This is a genomic window from Bradyrhizobium sp. (assembly GCF_017881085.1).
Lineage (GTDB): Bacteria > Pseudomonadota > Alphaproteobacteria > Rhizobiales > Xanthobacteraceae > Bradyrhizobium.
The window spans coordinates 1-14,618 of the sequence record NZ_JADGRI010000113.1 but is presented as its reverse complement, the minus strand read 5'-3'; the positions used below and the strand labels follow the sequence as shown (position 1 = coordinate 14,618).

The window sequence follows — 14,618 nt, the reverse complement described above, 5'->3', positions numbered from 1 at the left end:
TCGGCCTGCAGCGCGATCATTTCCAGGAGCTTGTCGAGATTGGTCTTGTTCTTGGCGGAAACCTCGACGTCGACGACGTCGCCGCCGAGCGATTCGACCTGCACCTCGTGCTGCAGCAGTTCGGTGCGAACCCGGTCGGGTTTGGCATCGGGCTTGTCGATCTTGTTGATCGCCACGATCATCGGAACCTTCGCCGCCTTGGCGTGATGGATCGCTTCCACGGTCTGCGGCATGACGCCGTCATCGGCCGCGACCACCAGGATCACGATGTCGGTGACCTTGGCGCCGCGGGCCCGCATCGCGGTGAACGCGGCGTGGCCGGGAGTGTCTATGAAGGTGATCTTCTTGCCGCTTTCCGGCGAGGTCACCTGATAGGCGCCGATGTGCTGGGTGATGCCGCCGGCCTCGCCCGATACTACGTTGGCGTGGCGCAGCGCGTCGAGCAGCGAGGTCTTGCCGTGGTCGACATGGCCCATCACGGTCACGACCGGCGAACGCGGTTCGGTGTCGGAGGAGTCGTCGACGACGTCGAACAGGCCTTCCTCGACGTCCGACGCGGCGACACGCTTGACGGTGTGGCCCAGTTCCTCGGCGATCAGCTGCGCGGTGTCGGCGTCGATCACGTCGGTGATCTTGTGCATCGCGCCCTGCTTCATCAAGAGGCGGATGACGTCGACCGCCCGCTCGGACATGCGGTTGGCGAGTTCCTGGATATTGATGGCTTCAGGGATGATGACTTCGCGAACCAGCTTTTCCTTCGGTTCGTTCGAGGCATGTCCCTTCAGGCGCTGGGTGCGGCGGCGGAACGAGGCGATCGAGCGCTCGCGCACGTCGTCGGCGTTGAGCGCGGTGACCAGCGTCAGGCGTCCGCGCTGCTTCGCCGGCGCGGGCTTGGCGGTCGTCTTCGGGGGAGCCGCCGGGCGGACGGCGCCGCCGGGGCCACGGCGAACCTGGCGCGGACCTTCGTCCTCGTCGGTGATATCGGCGGCGATACCGGGCGCGCGGGCGGCGGGGAGCGCGGCGCGTGCGGCGGCGGCCGTCTTGGCCTCGGCTTCGCCGAAACGTTTCTTGGCCTCGAGCTCGGCCTTGCGCTTGGCTTCCTCGTCCTGGCGATGGCGCTCTTCCTCGGCCTTGCGGCGGGCTTCGGCGGCTTCGCGCTCGGCCTGCTCGATGCCTTCCTTGCTGTTGCGGCGCCTGGCTTCTTCTTCCGCCAGCCGCCGCTCTTCCATGTCGCGGATCTTGGCGTCGGCAAGCGCGCTGGCGCGGGCACTGCGTTCATCCTCGGTCAGGGTGCGCAACACCACGCCCGAGCCGCTGCGCGACGCAGCCGGCGGCGCGGTGGGACGGGCGAGCGGCGCCTTGGCGGCGGGAGCGGCGGGCGCAGCGGGAGCGGCCTTGGCAACGACCGCAGGCTCCGGGGCATGCGTCTCCGTTGCGGGAGCATCGCCGCCGACGCGGCGCTTGCCGCGCTTTTCAACCACCACCTGCTTGGTGCGGCCGTGGCTGAAGCTCTGCTTCACGGTGCCCGTCTCGACCCGCGGCTTAAGCGACAGGGTCTTGTTCGGGACACTCAGTTTCCTGTCGCCAGGCGTTTTATCGACCATTCAGCAGTCCTAATCCTGTTTCGTGCGTGTCCGCACAGTCTCTATCGGCGAATTCTGGGCCGCATTACCGGCTGTCTTGTCGGCGTCCGCCATCCGGTATCGGACCAGGATATGGCTACGCGACAGGAACGTTTTGCTCGCCGGGCCCGCGAGCAGGGCAGCATGTATCACATTTGACCGGCCCAGTGCCAAATCCAATTGTTCCGAGGTCAGCGCCGTGACCACCGGAAATTCGTTCGATTCATCGTTAATTCCGGCGTTTTGCCGAAGGAGGGCATCCAATTTCCGGATTCCATCGGTCGCGCCGTCCGAGGCATGAATCAGGGCCGCGACCGACGCCCGCGCCTGCCGCGACCTCAGGGCGTCCTCGACCTTGCCGAAGCCGGAGATCACCTGCCCGGCCTTGGCGGCCATCGCGAGCGCGTCGATTGTGCTGCGCACCAGCAATGCTTCGGTATCGGCCGGCAACGTCGGCGAAACGCGGACTTCGCGCTTGAAACCCTTGCTGAATTGGTGACGACGGACGGCTTCCGCAACCGTCTGGCTCGAGGCGGAGACCCACAGGCCGCGGCCGGGAAGCTTGCGTTTCAGATCCGGGATCACCTCGCCGGAGGGCGCGACCACGAACCGGATCAGCTCGCCGATCGGCTGCACCTGCCGCGTGACCGCGCACATCCGCATCGTCGCAGACCTGTCGGTCCGCGGTCCGTTGTCGAGATCGGGGTCAGCGAAAGCAAGCATGCGTGGGGCATCTCTCCTGTCATCTGCGCGTTACGGTCGCGCAGAACCGGTGTTCCACCCTCGGATCGGGTCCGAGGGCAAGTTTTGTGCGAAACGCGCGCATCAGACCGGTTGTTCTTCGGTGGCTTCCGTCTCCTCGGGCTTCTTGGCGAGGTCGGCCTCCGTGATCCAGCCGGCGATGACGCGAGCCTGCATGATCATGTTCTCGGCGTCGTCGCGCGAGATGTCGTTGGCGTCGAGAATGCCGGGATGCTTGGTCGGCTCGCCGCCTTCCTTGCGCTCGGTCCAGCCGACCAGGTCGTCGGTGGCGCATCCGGCCAGATCCTCGACCGTCTTGATGTCGTTCTCGCCGAATTTCACCAGCATCTTCGAGGTCACGCCGGGCACCGTCTTCAAAGCGTCTTCCACACCGAGCTCCTTACGTTTGTTTTCGAGCTCGCTTTCGAGCTGTTCCAGATATTCGCGGGCCCGGCTCTGCAACTCGTTGGCGGTTTCCTCGTCGAAGCCTTCGATGCCGGCCAGTTCCTTGACGTCGACCATCGCCAGTTCCTCCACCGAGGTGAAGCCTTCCGACGCCAGCAATTGGCCGACCACTTCGTCGACGTTGAGCGCTTCCATGAACACGCGGGTGGAGTTCTCGAAGTCGGCCTGGCGGCGCTCGGATTCTTCCTGTTCGGTCAGGATGTCGATGTCCCAGCCGGTCAGCTGCGAGGCGAGACGCACGTTCTGGCCGCGCCGGCCGATCGCCAGCGACAGCTGGTTATTGGTGTCGGGCACCACGACTTCGATCCGCTCGCGTTCCTCGTCGATCACCACCTTGGCGACTTCGGCGGGCGCCAGCGCGTTGACGACGAAGGTCGCGATATCGGGCGACCACGGAATGATGTCGATCTTCTCGCCCTGCAGCTCGTTGACCACCGCCTGCACGCGCGAGCCGCGCATGCCGACGCAGGCGCCGACCGGATCGACCGACGAATCCCGGGAAATCACCCCGATTTTCGCGCGCGAGCCCGGGTCGCGGGCCACCGCCTTGATCTCGACGATGCCGTCATAGATTTCCGGCACTTCCTGCGCGAACAGCTTCGCCATGAATTGCGGATGGGTGCGGGACAGGAAGATCTGCGGTCCCCTGGTCTCGCGCCGGACGTCGAAAATATAGGCGCGGACGCGGTCGCCGTTGCGGAACACCTCGCGCGGCAGCATCTCGTCGCGGCGGATAATGGCTTCGCCGCGGCCGAGATCGACGATGACGCTGCCATATTCGACGCGCTTGACGATGCCGTTGACGATATCGCCGATGCGGTCCTTGAATTCCTGATACTGCCGGTCCCGCTCGGCCTCGCGCACCTTCTGCACGATCACCTGCTTGGCGGACTGCGCGGCGATGCGGCCATATTCCAGCGGCGGCAGGGTATCGGCGATGGTGTCGCCTATCTGCGCGCCGGGATTGGCGCGGCGGGCGTCCTCCAGCGAAATCTGGTTCGCCGAGTTCTCGACCTGGTCGACCACCAGCATGTGGCGCGACAGCCGCAATTCGCCCTTTTTGGCGTCGATTTCGGCGTGCACGTCGGTCTCGCTGCCGTAGCGGGCGCGTGCCGCCTTGGCGATGGCGTCTTCCATCGCCGCGATCACGATGCTGCGGTCGATCGATTTCTCGCGCGCGACCGCATCGGCGATCTGCAGCAGTTCGAGTTTGTTGGCGCTGACAGCTGCCATGGCTTTAGTCTCCTCTCGTGGGATCGGTGTCGCCTCGACGCAGTCGTTCTGCGGCAAGGCGGTGCTCCTTGGTATTCTTCGGCGCGGCGTTCTTGTTCGGCTTCAATTTCGGCTTCGGTTTGTTGCTCTTCGCAGGATCGCTTTTCCTCGCATGCGGCGGCGGGGGCGGTTCGAGCCCGAGACTCTGGCGCAGTTCGCGTTCGGCGGCCTTGCCGCGCCGCATCGATTCCGCGATCAGCTCGTCGGTCAGCACCAGCCTGGCGTCGGCGATATCTTCCATGACCAGCAAGGCTTCGGCATCTTCGCCCGCGCGTGTGTCATCGCGATGTAGGTGCACGGCATCGCCCTCGACGCCTCCGAGCGTGCCGCGGAACCGCTTGCGGCCCTGATGCGCGACCGCCATCTCGATCTTCACGAGATAGCCGGCATAGCGCTCGAAATCGGAGCGGCGCACCAGCGGCCGGTCGATCCCGGGCGACGAAATCTCCAGCCGGTAGGCTCGTTCGATCGGATCGGCAACGTCGAGTACCGGCGACAACGCCTTTGAAATCGCTTCGCAATCCTCGATCTGCATCGATCCGTCGGGCCGTTCCGCCATGATCTGGACGGTGCAGCCGCTTTCCCCTGAAATCTTGATCCGCACCAGCCGGTACCCCATTGCCTGCAGCACCGGACCCGCGATCGCCGACACCCGCGCCGCTGCGCCCGGCTCGACGACGAGGCGCGGCTCGGCCAGCAATTCGGTGTCTACGGAACCAGCAGTTGGATCGGTCATATCCAGCGTCAAAACTTGCCTTTGGGCGGTCTAGCTTGGGACGGTCTAGCTTGCGTTGAGTTGGGCCGGGCCTTGAACGCGATCCGGCCGTGCTGCCCGAGCCCGGCACGGCGTCCTTCCCGGGCCTGTTCAGGTAATAAAAAAGAGCGGGTCCCGGGGGACCCACTCTCAATACGCGATCGTATGAGAACGATAAGTTGCGGCTGATATAACGGTTTTCCCCCGACCCGGCAAGGCCCGGTGAGGCCAGGAAGCAGGATTTTGGAGCCTTTTTCGCCCGCTTTCAAGCCTAACCCTTCGTTCACCAGGCCGACCTAAATTGCCCTCCAACGCCCGTCGATCCGCCGGGTTTGAGTATGGTTCATGACGGCCGCTACCTCGCTGATCCCAGGGCTCGATGAGATCCTCAGGAACGGCGATCCCAAACGCCTTGCCGACGCTGCGCGCAGGATCACCGAGCTGTTCCTGCAGGGCGCGGCGAAGCTGCGGCCCGACCATGTCGACCTGTTCGATGGAATCCTGATCGATCTCGTCCCGCACGCCGAAATCGCCGCGCGCACCGATCTGGCCGAACGGCTGTCGCTGCTCGGCAATGCGCCACGCGCGCTGGTCGGGCAACTCGCGCGCGAGGACGAGATCCTGATTGCGGGTCCGCTGCTGCGCCGGTCGCCGGTGATCGATGAAGCCGCGCTGGTCGAGATCGCGCATATCAAGGGCCAGGGCCATCTGCTGGCGATGTCGGAGCGGCGGTCGCTTTCTCCCGATCTCACCGACGTCATCGTGCGCCGCGGCGACCGCGATGTGGTCAGGCGCGCCGCCGGCAATGCGGGCGCGCTGTTTTCGCCGACCGGATATTCCGCGCTGATCAAGCGCGCGAGCCAGGATGCCGTGCTGACGCTCACGGTTGGCCAGCGCGACGATCTTTCGGAACCCCGGCTGAAGGACCTTCTGGAAGGATCGATCGACGTCATCCGCCGCCGCCTGGTGGAGGTCGTCAAACCCGCCAGGCAGGCCGCGATCAGCCGCGCGATGAACGAGATTTCCGGCGTGATGGAAGTGGTCGGGAGCCGCCGTGACTTTGTGCCGGCGCAGCGCACGATTCTCGCGCTGCATCGCGCCGGCGAGTTGAACGAAGCCGCGCTGCTCGGTTTTGCCAAGGCCTACAAATACGAGGAAGCGGTGGCCGCGCTTTCCGCGATGTCGGGGGTGAAGATCGCCACGCTCGACCGCCTGATCGCGGGAGACCGTTACGATCCGATCCTGATCGTCGGCAAGACCGTCAACCTTGAGTGGGCGACGGTGCGCGCCTTGATCCTGCTCCGGTTGGGACCAAGCCGGGTAGCGTCGCCGGCCGACATCGAAAGCGCGCGGGTCAATTTCGCCCGCCTGATGCCTTCGACTGCCGAGCGCGTGGTGGGCTTCTGGCAGACCAGACAATCGGCGTGAGTTGAATCTTCCCAACATCCGGGCGACACGGCTAAGCTGATCTCAAAGGCGCGGGGTACAGCGCCATCAGGGAGATCGAAATGCTGACCGACGCCGACATTCAGTTGCATGCCGCCAAAATCCGCGACGACGGATACACGGTGATCGAGCGCGCCGCCGATCCCGGCCTGATCGAGGGATTGAAGGCGGCGCTGGAGCGCACCGAGCGCGAGCACGGTCTCGGCTACGCCAAAACGTCGTTCGAAGGCTTCAAGACCGTCCGCATCAACAACCTTCTGACCTATGACGACGTTTTCTGGGAAGTGCCGCTGCACGAGAACGTTCTGCCGGTCGTGGAGCGCGTGCTGGACAAAGAATGCCTGTTGTCGTCGTTCTGCTCGCTGGTGCTCGGCCCGGGCCAGGAGGCGCAGCCGATCCACGAGGACACGCAATTGATTCCGCTGCCGCGGCCGCACATCCCGATCACGGTGAACGCGATCTGGGCGCTGTCGGATTTCCGGGACGACAACGGCGCGACGCGGATTCTGCCGGGCAGCCACAAATACGATTGCTCGCCGGAATACGGCAAGGATTACGATGCGGTCACCGCGACCATGCCGGCGGGCAGCGTGATGCTGTTCGACAGCGCGCTCTGGCATGGTGGCGGCGCCAACACCAGCGATACCAGGCGGTTTGCATTTTCCTGCGCCTATTGCTGGGGCTGGATGCGGCAACAGGAAAACCTGCAACTCGGCATTCCCCGGGAAACCGCGAAGCGGTTTCCGCGGCGCCTGCAGGAACTATGCGGCTACAGCGTCTACAAGGGACAGTTCGGCCATATCGACAATCGCGACCCGATCGAATTGCTCGGCCGCGACCGCGGCAAGCGCATGGTATGGGAGGCCACCGACATCAGGAAAGCGCGGATGGGCGAGGCGGCGAAGCAGTAAGTTTCTGTCATTTGGACTTGCGCCAAGAGGCGCATCCCGGAATGACGACGGAGGAGGAATCAGCCTACCCTCCGAAACCTCAGATACGCCGCCTTCCGCCCCTCGCGCTCGGCCTTGGCGCCGTAGCGCGTCATCGTGTAGTCGGTCCATGGCTCCCGCCAGTCGGCGGCGCGCTCGGCAGTCCAGACGAAATCGGGCGAGCGCGCCAGATGTGCCAGGGTCCAGGCACAATAATCGTCGATGTCGCTGACGAAACGGAATTCCCCGCCCGGCTCGAGCACGCGCGCCATGGCGGCAACGCTCGCGTCCTGCACGAAGCGGCGCTTCCAGTGCCGCCGCTTCGGCCAGGGGTCGGGGTGGATCAGGTCGATCCGCGCCAGCGAGCGCGCCGGCGCCCATGCCAACAGCTCGGCGGCGTCGCCGGCGAACAGCCTGATGTTGCCGATGTTGCTGGCTTCGATCCGGGTCAGGATCTTCGCCATGCCGTTGACATAGGGTTCGCAGCCGATGAAGCCGGTATCCGGAAAGGCTTGCGCCTCCGCGATCAGATGTTCGCCGCCGCCGAATCCGATTTCGAGCCTGACGGCCTCGGCAGGCGGCTCGAACAGGCCGGCGAGATCGGGCGGGCTGGGTCCGCCGATGTCGAGGGCAAGGCGCGGGAGCAGTTGTTCGATCAGATCGGCCTGGTGCGCGCGAAGCTTGTGGCCCTTGCGGCGGCCGAAAAACGAGCCGTGCGGATGGGGCGCGCCATCGTCGGACGATGCGCCGCGCCCGGCGGAATCCTTGTTGGTGATGCTCATCGCAACGTCTGTCATCGGCACGTTCTTGTCTTCGGAAGTACAACTGAGCATGATTCAACCGAATTGAATCATGCTCCTCGTTCATGTTGTTTGAGCATGATCTTGTCGAAAAGCCGGTTCCCACTTTTCCGGATCATGCTCTAACGTCATTCCGGGGCGCGCGCCAGAACTCGGGTTTACCCGAGTTCAGTAACATCATGGTCCACGTCGGCAACAGTCGACTTGGATGGCGGATCCGGAATCTCTGCGCCTGATTATCTCCGGATTCCGGGTTCGCTCGTTTTCCGAGCGCCCCGGAATGACGACCCATCCTAGCGCTTGTCGGGTCCTTCGCGCGCCGCGATCTGTTCGACCAGTTCGACGATGCTGCGCCGGAGCTTGGCGTCGGCGATGCGCGTAAACGCGCGGGTCAGCGCCAGGCCCTCTGAGGTCGCCAGGAAATCGGAAACGTAAGTCGGCGAAGCGCCTTCGCTGTAGCCCTCGGTGCTGACGGTCCCACTGGGACCGCCCTCGAACAGAAACGAAACCGGGACCTGCAGTATTTCGGAGATCTGCTGGATGCGGCTTGCGCCGACCCGGTTGGTGCCCTTTTCGTATTTCTGAACCTGCTGGAAGGTGAGGCCCAATGCTTCGCCGAGTTTCTCCTGGCTCATGCCGAGCATGATGCGGCGCATGCGCACACGACTGCCGACATATTTGTCAACAGGGTTGGGCGCTTTGGTCGACATCTCCAACACTCCTTGGATGCGCCAGAAGGCGAGGCAGGACGAATTGTGCCTCGGGCGCCAGTACCGTCAAATCTTGCTCGGAAGCGTCGGGGGAAATGCAGGCAATTTGAGCAACGAACTGACTGGGTCTTTTCTCGACTAGTGCGACAGAATGCGAATGGCACGGTCGGTCTGTCAACTCTGGATTTCCGGTCGCGGATATTTCTGACCGGTTAACCGAAGCCAAGGATGAAAAAAAGGCTTCAGGAGGTTCGCTTCGCCGCGCGCCGCCGGATGACGAAAAGAAAGGCTGCGGCCAGCATGATCGCGGCGGGAATGTCACCGTTGCGTGCGTAAACGGTTGGTGCGATAGCCGACGGAAGACTGGCATCCAGCACGCCTTCGACGCCGAGACCGAGCCGGGCGACAATACGTCCCACGGGATCGATGACGGCGGAAATGCCTGTATTTGCCGCACGAACCACCGGCAGTCCCTGCTCGATCGCACGCAGTTGCGCCTGCTGCAGATGTTGGTAGGGACCGGTCGAAATTCCAAACCAGCCGTCATTGGTCAGGTTGACGATCCAGCCCGGACGGTCGTCGCGTGACGCAACGTCGGAGGGAAAAATCGCTTCATAACAGATTAGAGGTAGCGCGCGCGGCGCATTTGGGATGTCCATCGGGCGGCGGCGCAGGCCCGGAATGAATCCGCCCTGGACCCTGGTGAGTTGTTCCAGGCCGAGCTTTTCCATCCAGTCCTGGAACGGCAGATATTCGCCGAACGGAACCAGATGCAGCTTGTCGTAGACGGACACCACGCTGCCGTCATGGTCGATCACATAGATTGAATTATAGGCGCGCGTGATCCGGGTGCCCGGCGGCAGATCCGGCGCGCGCACCGAGCCGGTGATCAGGACGGTTCCCTTGGGCAACAGGTCGGCGATCGCCGCCATCGCATCGGCTTCGCGCGTCAAGAAAAACGGGAACGCCGATTCCGGCCAGATCAGGATGCTGGCGTCACGCACGCCGGTGGATTGCGGGCCGGAGGCGCGATCGGACAGCGTCAGATATTTCTGCATCACTTCCGCCTTGGCGGCGTAATTGAATTTAACGTCCTGCTGCAGGTTGGGCTGCATGATCCGCAGCATGACCTTCGCAACGTCGGCGGTCGGGTGCAGGCTGAGGCGAACGCCGCCGAAAATGGCCATGGCGACCAGCAGCGACAGCGCCGCCACCGGCGCGATCCACGGCGTGCGTCCGCGCGAGCTGCCGTCGATCAGCACGGCCGGGCTTGCGAAGATCGCGACGCTCAGGAAGGTGAGGCCCCACAGGCCGATCAGCGAGGCCGTCTGCGCCAGTGCCAGCGGCTCCGACAGCGCGTAACCGAACGCGTTCCACGGAAAGCCTGACAGCACATGCCCGCGCAGCCATTCGCCGATCGTGAGACTGAGGGCAAGCGCGATCACCCGCGAGGCGCCCCGGGTCCAGATCAGGCGCGCCAGCGCGAAGCCCAGCGCGGTGAACAGCGCCAGATAGGCCGGCAGGCCCAACACGGCGAACGGCATCAGCCAGGCGAAGGTCGATGCATCGACCAGGAACGCGTAGCCGATCCAGTACAGACCCGGCACGAAATAGCCGAGACCGAACCACCAGCCGGCCATCGCCGCCGCAGGCACGCCGCGCAGCCGTCCGGCGCCGGCGCCGTCGATCAGCCAGACCATGACCGGAAAGGTCAGGAACAGCACCGGCCACGCATTGAACGGCGCCATCGCGAGCGCCGACAGCGCGCCCGCGGTGAGCGCGACGCCGGCGCGCCTCCAGCCCCAGGCCAGGATGATCGCAAGACCGAGCGTGCGGAGTTTATCCAACGCGATCACTGCGAACCGGCTCCATCGCCGGGCGGCGGTATCGCATTGTCATTGGCCTGTGGCGGGCCCTGCTCCGGTGTGGCCTCGCGGCGGCGGCCCTCGCGCTGTGACCGCGCGGGCGCGCGCTCCTTGCGCGTGGCGATGCGCAGCCGCTTGACACGCCTCGGATCGGCGTCGAGCACTTCGATTTCGTAGTGGCCGGGGCCTGAAATCACTTCGCCGCGCACCGGCAGGCGGCCGACATGGGTCACCAGATAGCCGCCGAGCGTCTCGACCTCCTCGCCGGCCTCGCCGGTGACGAAATCCTCGCCGATCACGGAGCGGACGTCGTCGAGGCTGGCGCGCGCGTCGGCAATGAAGGAGTTGTCGGCCTGCCGCACGATCGCCGGCGGCTCGTCGCTGTCGTGCTCGTCGTCGATCTCGCCGACGATCTGTTCGACGATGTCCTCGATCGACACCAGCCCGTCGGTGCCGCCGTATTCGTCAACCACCAGCGCCAGATGGATGCGCGAGGCCTGCATCTGCGCCAACAGGTCGATCGCCCGCATCGACGGCGGCACGTAAAGCAGTTTTCGGATGATGTTGCTTTCCGACAGCGGCAGCGCGAGATCGACCGCGCGCAGATCGAGCCCGGCGGGAAACGGCTTCTTGCGCTTGGTCTTGCCAGTCTCGGATATACGCGCTCTTGCGGTCATGAACGCGAGGAGATCGCGGATGTGCACGATGCCTTCGGGATCATCGAGCGTTTCGTTGTAGACCACCAGGCGCGAATGTGCCGCGCTTTCGAACAGGCTCATCAATTCGCCGAGTTGAATGTCGCGCTTGACCGCGATGATGTCGGCGCGATGGACCATGACGTCGGCGATGCGCCGCTCATGCAGGCCGAGGATATTGCGCAGCATGGTGCGCTCGATGGCGGAAAAGCCGACCTCGTCCGGCGTGGACGCATCGAGCACCACCTGCAGATCGTCGCGGACCGATCCGGGCTTCCAGCCGAACAGCGTGCGGATCGCCCGCGTCAGCCAGTTGTCGGCGGCGGGACGCAGCACTTCGCCCTGCGGCACCACCGCCGGCAGGTTGCGCGTATTGCGCGGATTGTCGTGGGTCGGTTCGGAGTCCGCCATTTCAGTTCATCCGCTCCCGGCCCGCATGGGGATCTCGGTCCGCATACGGATCGGGAATGCCGAGTTGCGACAGAATCTCCGTTTCCAGAGCCTCCATGACCTCGGCGTCGTCGTCTTTTTCGTGATCGTAGCCGATCAGATGCAGGAAGCCATGGATCGCCAAATGGCTGAGGTGATGATCGAACGGCTTTTGCTCGTCGTCGGCTTCCTTGCGCGTCGTCTCATAGGCGATCGCGATGTCGCCGAGCATGCGCGGCGCGTCGTCCGGGCTGCTTCCGCCGGTCGGCTGCAGCGCCGGAAACGACAGCACGTTGGTCGGCTTGTCGATGCCGCGCCAGTTGCTGTTCAGGGTGCGGATGCCGGAATCGTCGGTCAGCATGACCGCGAGTTCAGCCTCGCCGGTATCCGCATCGACCATCTCGGCCGCGGCCGCGATGGCGCGCTGGATCACCGCTTCGGCGTCGGGCTCGCTCTGCCAGCCGTCGGCGACGACGAGAACCTCGGTCATGGGAAGGGCAGTGTGCGCCATCGCTCCGGAATTTCTTTTGCGCCCCGAAATCGCTTCCGGCGCGCTTCTCGCGGCGGATTTTCGCATCAGGGCCTGCTGGTTGCCGGCCGCTGCGGCAATCCTTCGTAGGCGGCGACGATCCGCGCCACCAGTTCATGGCGGATCACGTCTTCGGCCGTGAATTTCACCTGCGCGATGCCCTCGACGCCGTCGAGCAGCTTGGCGGCTTCCGCCAGACCCGAGGTCTGGCCGTTCGGCAGGTCGACCTGGGAAGGGTCGCCGGTGATGATCATGCGGCTGTTCTCGCCAAGCCGGGTCAGGAACATCTTCATCTGCATCGAGGTGGTGTTTTGCGCCTCGTCCAGAATGATGGCGGCGTTGGTCAAGGTGCGGCCGCGCATGAAGGCGAGCGGCGCGATCTCGATCTCGCCGGCCTGCAGCGCGCGCTCGACGATGCGCGAATCCATCAGATCGTACAGCGCGTCATAGATCGGCCGCAGGTACGGATCGACCTTCTCGCGCAGGTCGCCCGGCAAGAATCCCAGCCGTTCGCCGGCTTCGACCGCGGGCCGCGACAGGATGATGCGATCGACTTCCTTGCGTTCGAACAATTGCGCGGCGTGCGCCACCGCGAGCCAGGTCTTGCCGGTGCCGGCCGGGCCGATGCCGAACACCAGTTCATGGCGTTTCAGCGCGCGAATGTACGAATCCTGGGCCGCCGTGCGCGCCCGCACCGGACGCTTGCGCAGATTGATGGTCTCGAACGACGATTTGGCGGTCTTGGCGTCGAACTCGAACAGCGAGCCCTGCGCGATCACGGCACGGATCGCGCCCTCCACTTCGCCCTGGTCCAGATCGTGCCCCTGCACGGCCTGCGCATACAGTGTCTCCAGCACGCGCCGGGCGGCGTCGCAGCCGTCGCGCGATCCGGCGATGGTGATGTGATTGCCGCGCGAATCGACGACGACGCCGAGCCGGCGCTCGATCAGCGCCAGGTTCTGGCCGTAGGGCCCGACCAGCGCCGACGCGCCCCTGTTGTCATCGAAGTCGATGACGACCTGGGTTTCGGGTGGAATTTGCATCTCGCGGTCGAGTTTGCGGCTGGGAGCAAGCGAAGGCGAATCCGATGCGCTTTTTGGCAAGGGTTCAGGCTCCCATTCTCGTTTGCGAAGTATAGGTCATTTGAGAAGCTGCGGCCTGCGAAGAAACAGGCAGGCTGCCGCGCGTGTGCGAAGAAGGCGCGAGCTGGCCGAGCAGGCTGTAGCGCTCGAGGCTTTCGATTTTGACCGGCAATACCTGCCCGATGATGTCGGGCGAGGCCATCACATGCGCCGGCTGCAGATAGGCGGTGCGTCCGACGATCTGGCCGGCATTGCGGGCTGAGCGTTCGAACAGCACATCGACAGTGCTGCCAATCGCAGCCTGATTGAAGGCTGATTGCTGGCTGTCGATCAATTCCTGAAGCCGCACCAATCGCTCGTCCATCTCAGCCGCTGACACCGTCTCCTGCATGTCCGCCGCCGGCGTGCCCGGCCGCGGCGAATATTTGAACGAATAAGCGCCAGCGTATCCGATTTGCGTGACAAGCGCGAGGGTGGCGGAGAAATCTTCCTCGGTCTCGCCGGGGAAGCCCACGATAAAATCCGATGAAAATGCAATATCTTGGCGGGTGGACCGAAACCGGTCGACAACGGCCCGGTAGTCATCGGCGGTATGCTTGCGGTTCATGGCCGCCAGGATCCGGTCGGAACCGGATTGAACCGGAAGATGCACGAACGGCATCAGCGCCGGCAAATCGCGGTGCGCATCGATCAGCGTGTCGTCGACGTCGCGGGGATGGCTGGTCGAGTAGCGCAGGCGGACGATGCCGGGAATATCGGCGAGCCGGCGCAGCAGCGCACCAAGCGACCAGATCCGTCCGTCCGGACCTTCGCCGTGATAGGCGTTGACGTTCTGGCCGATCAGCGTGATTTCGCGCACGCCGTGGTCGGCGAGCCGCAGCACGTCGTCGACGATCTTCGCGACCGGGCGCGACACCTCTGTGCCGCGCGTATAGGGCACCACGCAGAAGGTACAGAATTTATCGCAGCCCTCCTGCACGGTGACGAAGGACGAAATGCCGCGCGCGCGGATCGCATCGGCCTTCGGCGGGGCCAAAAACCCGAACTTGTCCTCGACGGGGAATTCGGTCTCCAGCGCACGGCCGTCCACTTTCGCCCGCGCCAGGAGTTGCGGCAGATGGTGGTAGCTTTGCGGACCGACGACGACATCGACCACCGGAGCGCGGCGGATGATTTCCTGGCCCTCGGCCTGCGCGACGCAGCCGGCCACCGCGATGTTCATGGTCCGGCCATTGCGCGCGGCTTCGTCCTTGGCGACGCGCAGCCGCCCCAGCTCCGA

At 64.7% G+C, this 14,618-nt stretch carries 13 protein-coding genes; 2 read left to right on the top strand and 11 right to left on the bottom strand.

Features of this window, described 5'->3' with window-relative positions; translation table 11 throughout:
• From QZ213_RS13020 to rimP, 4 genes are all read right to left on the bottom strand, one after another.
• Positions 1 to 1,604 (bottom strand): translation initiation factor IF-2 N-terminal domain-containing protein (locus tag QZ213_RS13020; protein ID WP_291686482.1); only part of this gene is annotated, 1,604 nt, incomplete at its 3' end.
• Positions 1,605 to 1,613: 9 nt separating this feature from the next.
• Positions 1,614 to 2,345 (bottom strand): RNA-binding protein, encoded by a 732-nt coding sequence (locus tag QZ213_RS13015; protein ID WP_291686481.1) that lies wholly within the window; start codon positions 2,343 to 2,345, stop codon positions 1,614 to 1,616.
• A 102-nt stretch (positions 2,346 to 2,447) separates the two neighbouring features.
• A complete protein-coding gene (nusA, locus tag QZ213_RS13010) occupies positions 2,448 to 4,061 on the bottom strand; it encodes a transcription termination factor NusA (protein WP_291686480.1) in 1,614 nt (537 codons plus the stop codon).
• A 4-nt stretch (positions 4,062 to 4,065) separates the two neighbouring features.
• Positions 4,066 to 4,836 carry a ribosome maturation factor RimP gene (rimP, locus tag QZ213_RS13005; RefSeq protein WP_291686479.1) on the bottom strand — a complete coding sequence of 257 codons (771 nt, stop codon included), beginning with the start codon at positions 4,834 to 4,836 and terminating at the stop codon, positions 4,066 to 4,068.
• Between the two features lie 363 nt (positions 4,837 to 5,199).
• On the opposite strand from rimP, the gene QZ213_RS13000 reads away from it, so the two are divergent.
• Together QZ213_RS13000 and QZ213_RS12995 are read left to right on the top strand one after the other, a co-directional pair.
• Positions 5,200 to 6,282 carry a DUF2336 domain-containing protein gene (locus QZ213_RS13000; protein WP_291686478.1) on the top strand — a complete coding sequence of 361 codons (1,083 nt, stop codon included), beginning with the start codon at positions 5,200 to 5,202 and terminating at the stop codon, positions 6,280 to 6,282.
• Between the two features lie 80 nt (positions 6,283 to 6,362).
• Complete coding sequence (locus QZ213_RS12995; protein WP_291686477.1) at positions 6,363 to 7,211, top strand: phytanoyl-CoA dioxygenase family protein; 849 nt, start codon at positions 6,363 to 6,365, stop codon at positions 7,209 to 7,211.
• Between the two features lie 59 nt (positions 7,212 to 7,270).
• Here the strand turns inward: QZ213_RS12995 and trmB are convergent, their stop codons facing one another.
• From trmB to miaB, 7 genes are all read right to left on the bottom strand, one after another.
• The gene (gene trmB, locus QZ213_RS12990; protein WP_291686476.1) at positions 7,271 to 8,026 is read right to left on the bottom strand and encodes a tRNA (guanosine(46)-N7)-methyltransferase TrmB; all 756 of its coding nucleotides are present in this window, start codon (positions 8,024 to 8,026) and stop codon (positions 7,271 to 7,273) included.
• Between the two features lie 296 nt (positions 8,027 to 8,322).
• Positions 8,323 to 8,739 carry a helix-turn-helix transcriptional regulator gene (locus QZ213_RS12985; protein ID WP_291686475.1) on the bottom strand — a complete coding sequence of 139 codons (417 nt, stop codon included), beginning with the start codon at positions 8,737 to 8,739 and terminating at the stop codon, positions 8,323 to 8,325.
• A 242-nt stretch (positions 8,740 to 8,981) separates the two neighbouring features.
• Positions 8,982 to 10,595, bottom strand: coding sequence for an apolipoprotein N-acyltransferase (gene lnt, locus QZ213_RS12980; RefSeq protein ID WP_291686474.1), 1,614 nt, complete (start codon positions 10,593 to 10,595; stop codon positions 8,982 to 8,984).
• A complete protein-coding gene (locus tag QZ213_RS12975) occupies positions 10,592 to 11,710 on the bottom strand; it encodes a hemolysin family protein (RefSeq protein ID WP_291686473.1) in 1,119 nt (372 codons plus the stop codon). Before QZ213_RS12975 ends, lnt begins: the two co-directional genes overlap by 4 nt.
• Before the next feature lies 1 nt (position 11,711).
• Positions 11,712 to 12,239 (bottom strand): rRNA maturation RNase YbeY, encoded by a 528-nt coding sequence (gene ybeY / locus QZ213_RS12970; protein WP_291686472.1) that lies wholly within the window; start codon positions 12,237 to 12,239, stop codon positions 11,712 to 11,714.
• Between the two features lie 65 nt (positions 12,240 to 12,304).
• Positions 12,305 to 13,360, bottom strand: coding sequence for a PhoH family protein (locus tag QZ213_RS12965; protein ID WP_291686471.1), 1,056 nt, complete (start codon positions 13,358 to 13,360; stop codon positions 12,305 to 12,307).
• 4 nt (positions 13,361 to 13,364) lie between these two features.
• Positions 13,365 to 14,618: tRNA (N6-isopentenyl adenosine(37)-C2)-methylthiotransferase MiaB (gene miaB, locus QZ213_RS12960; RefSeq protein ID WP_291686470.1), on the bottom strand; the 1,254-nt coding region annotated here is incomplete at its 5' end.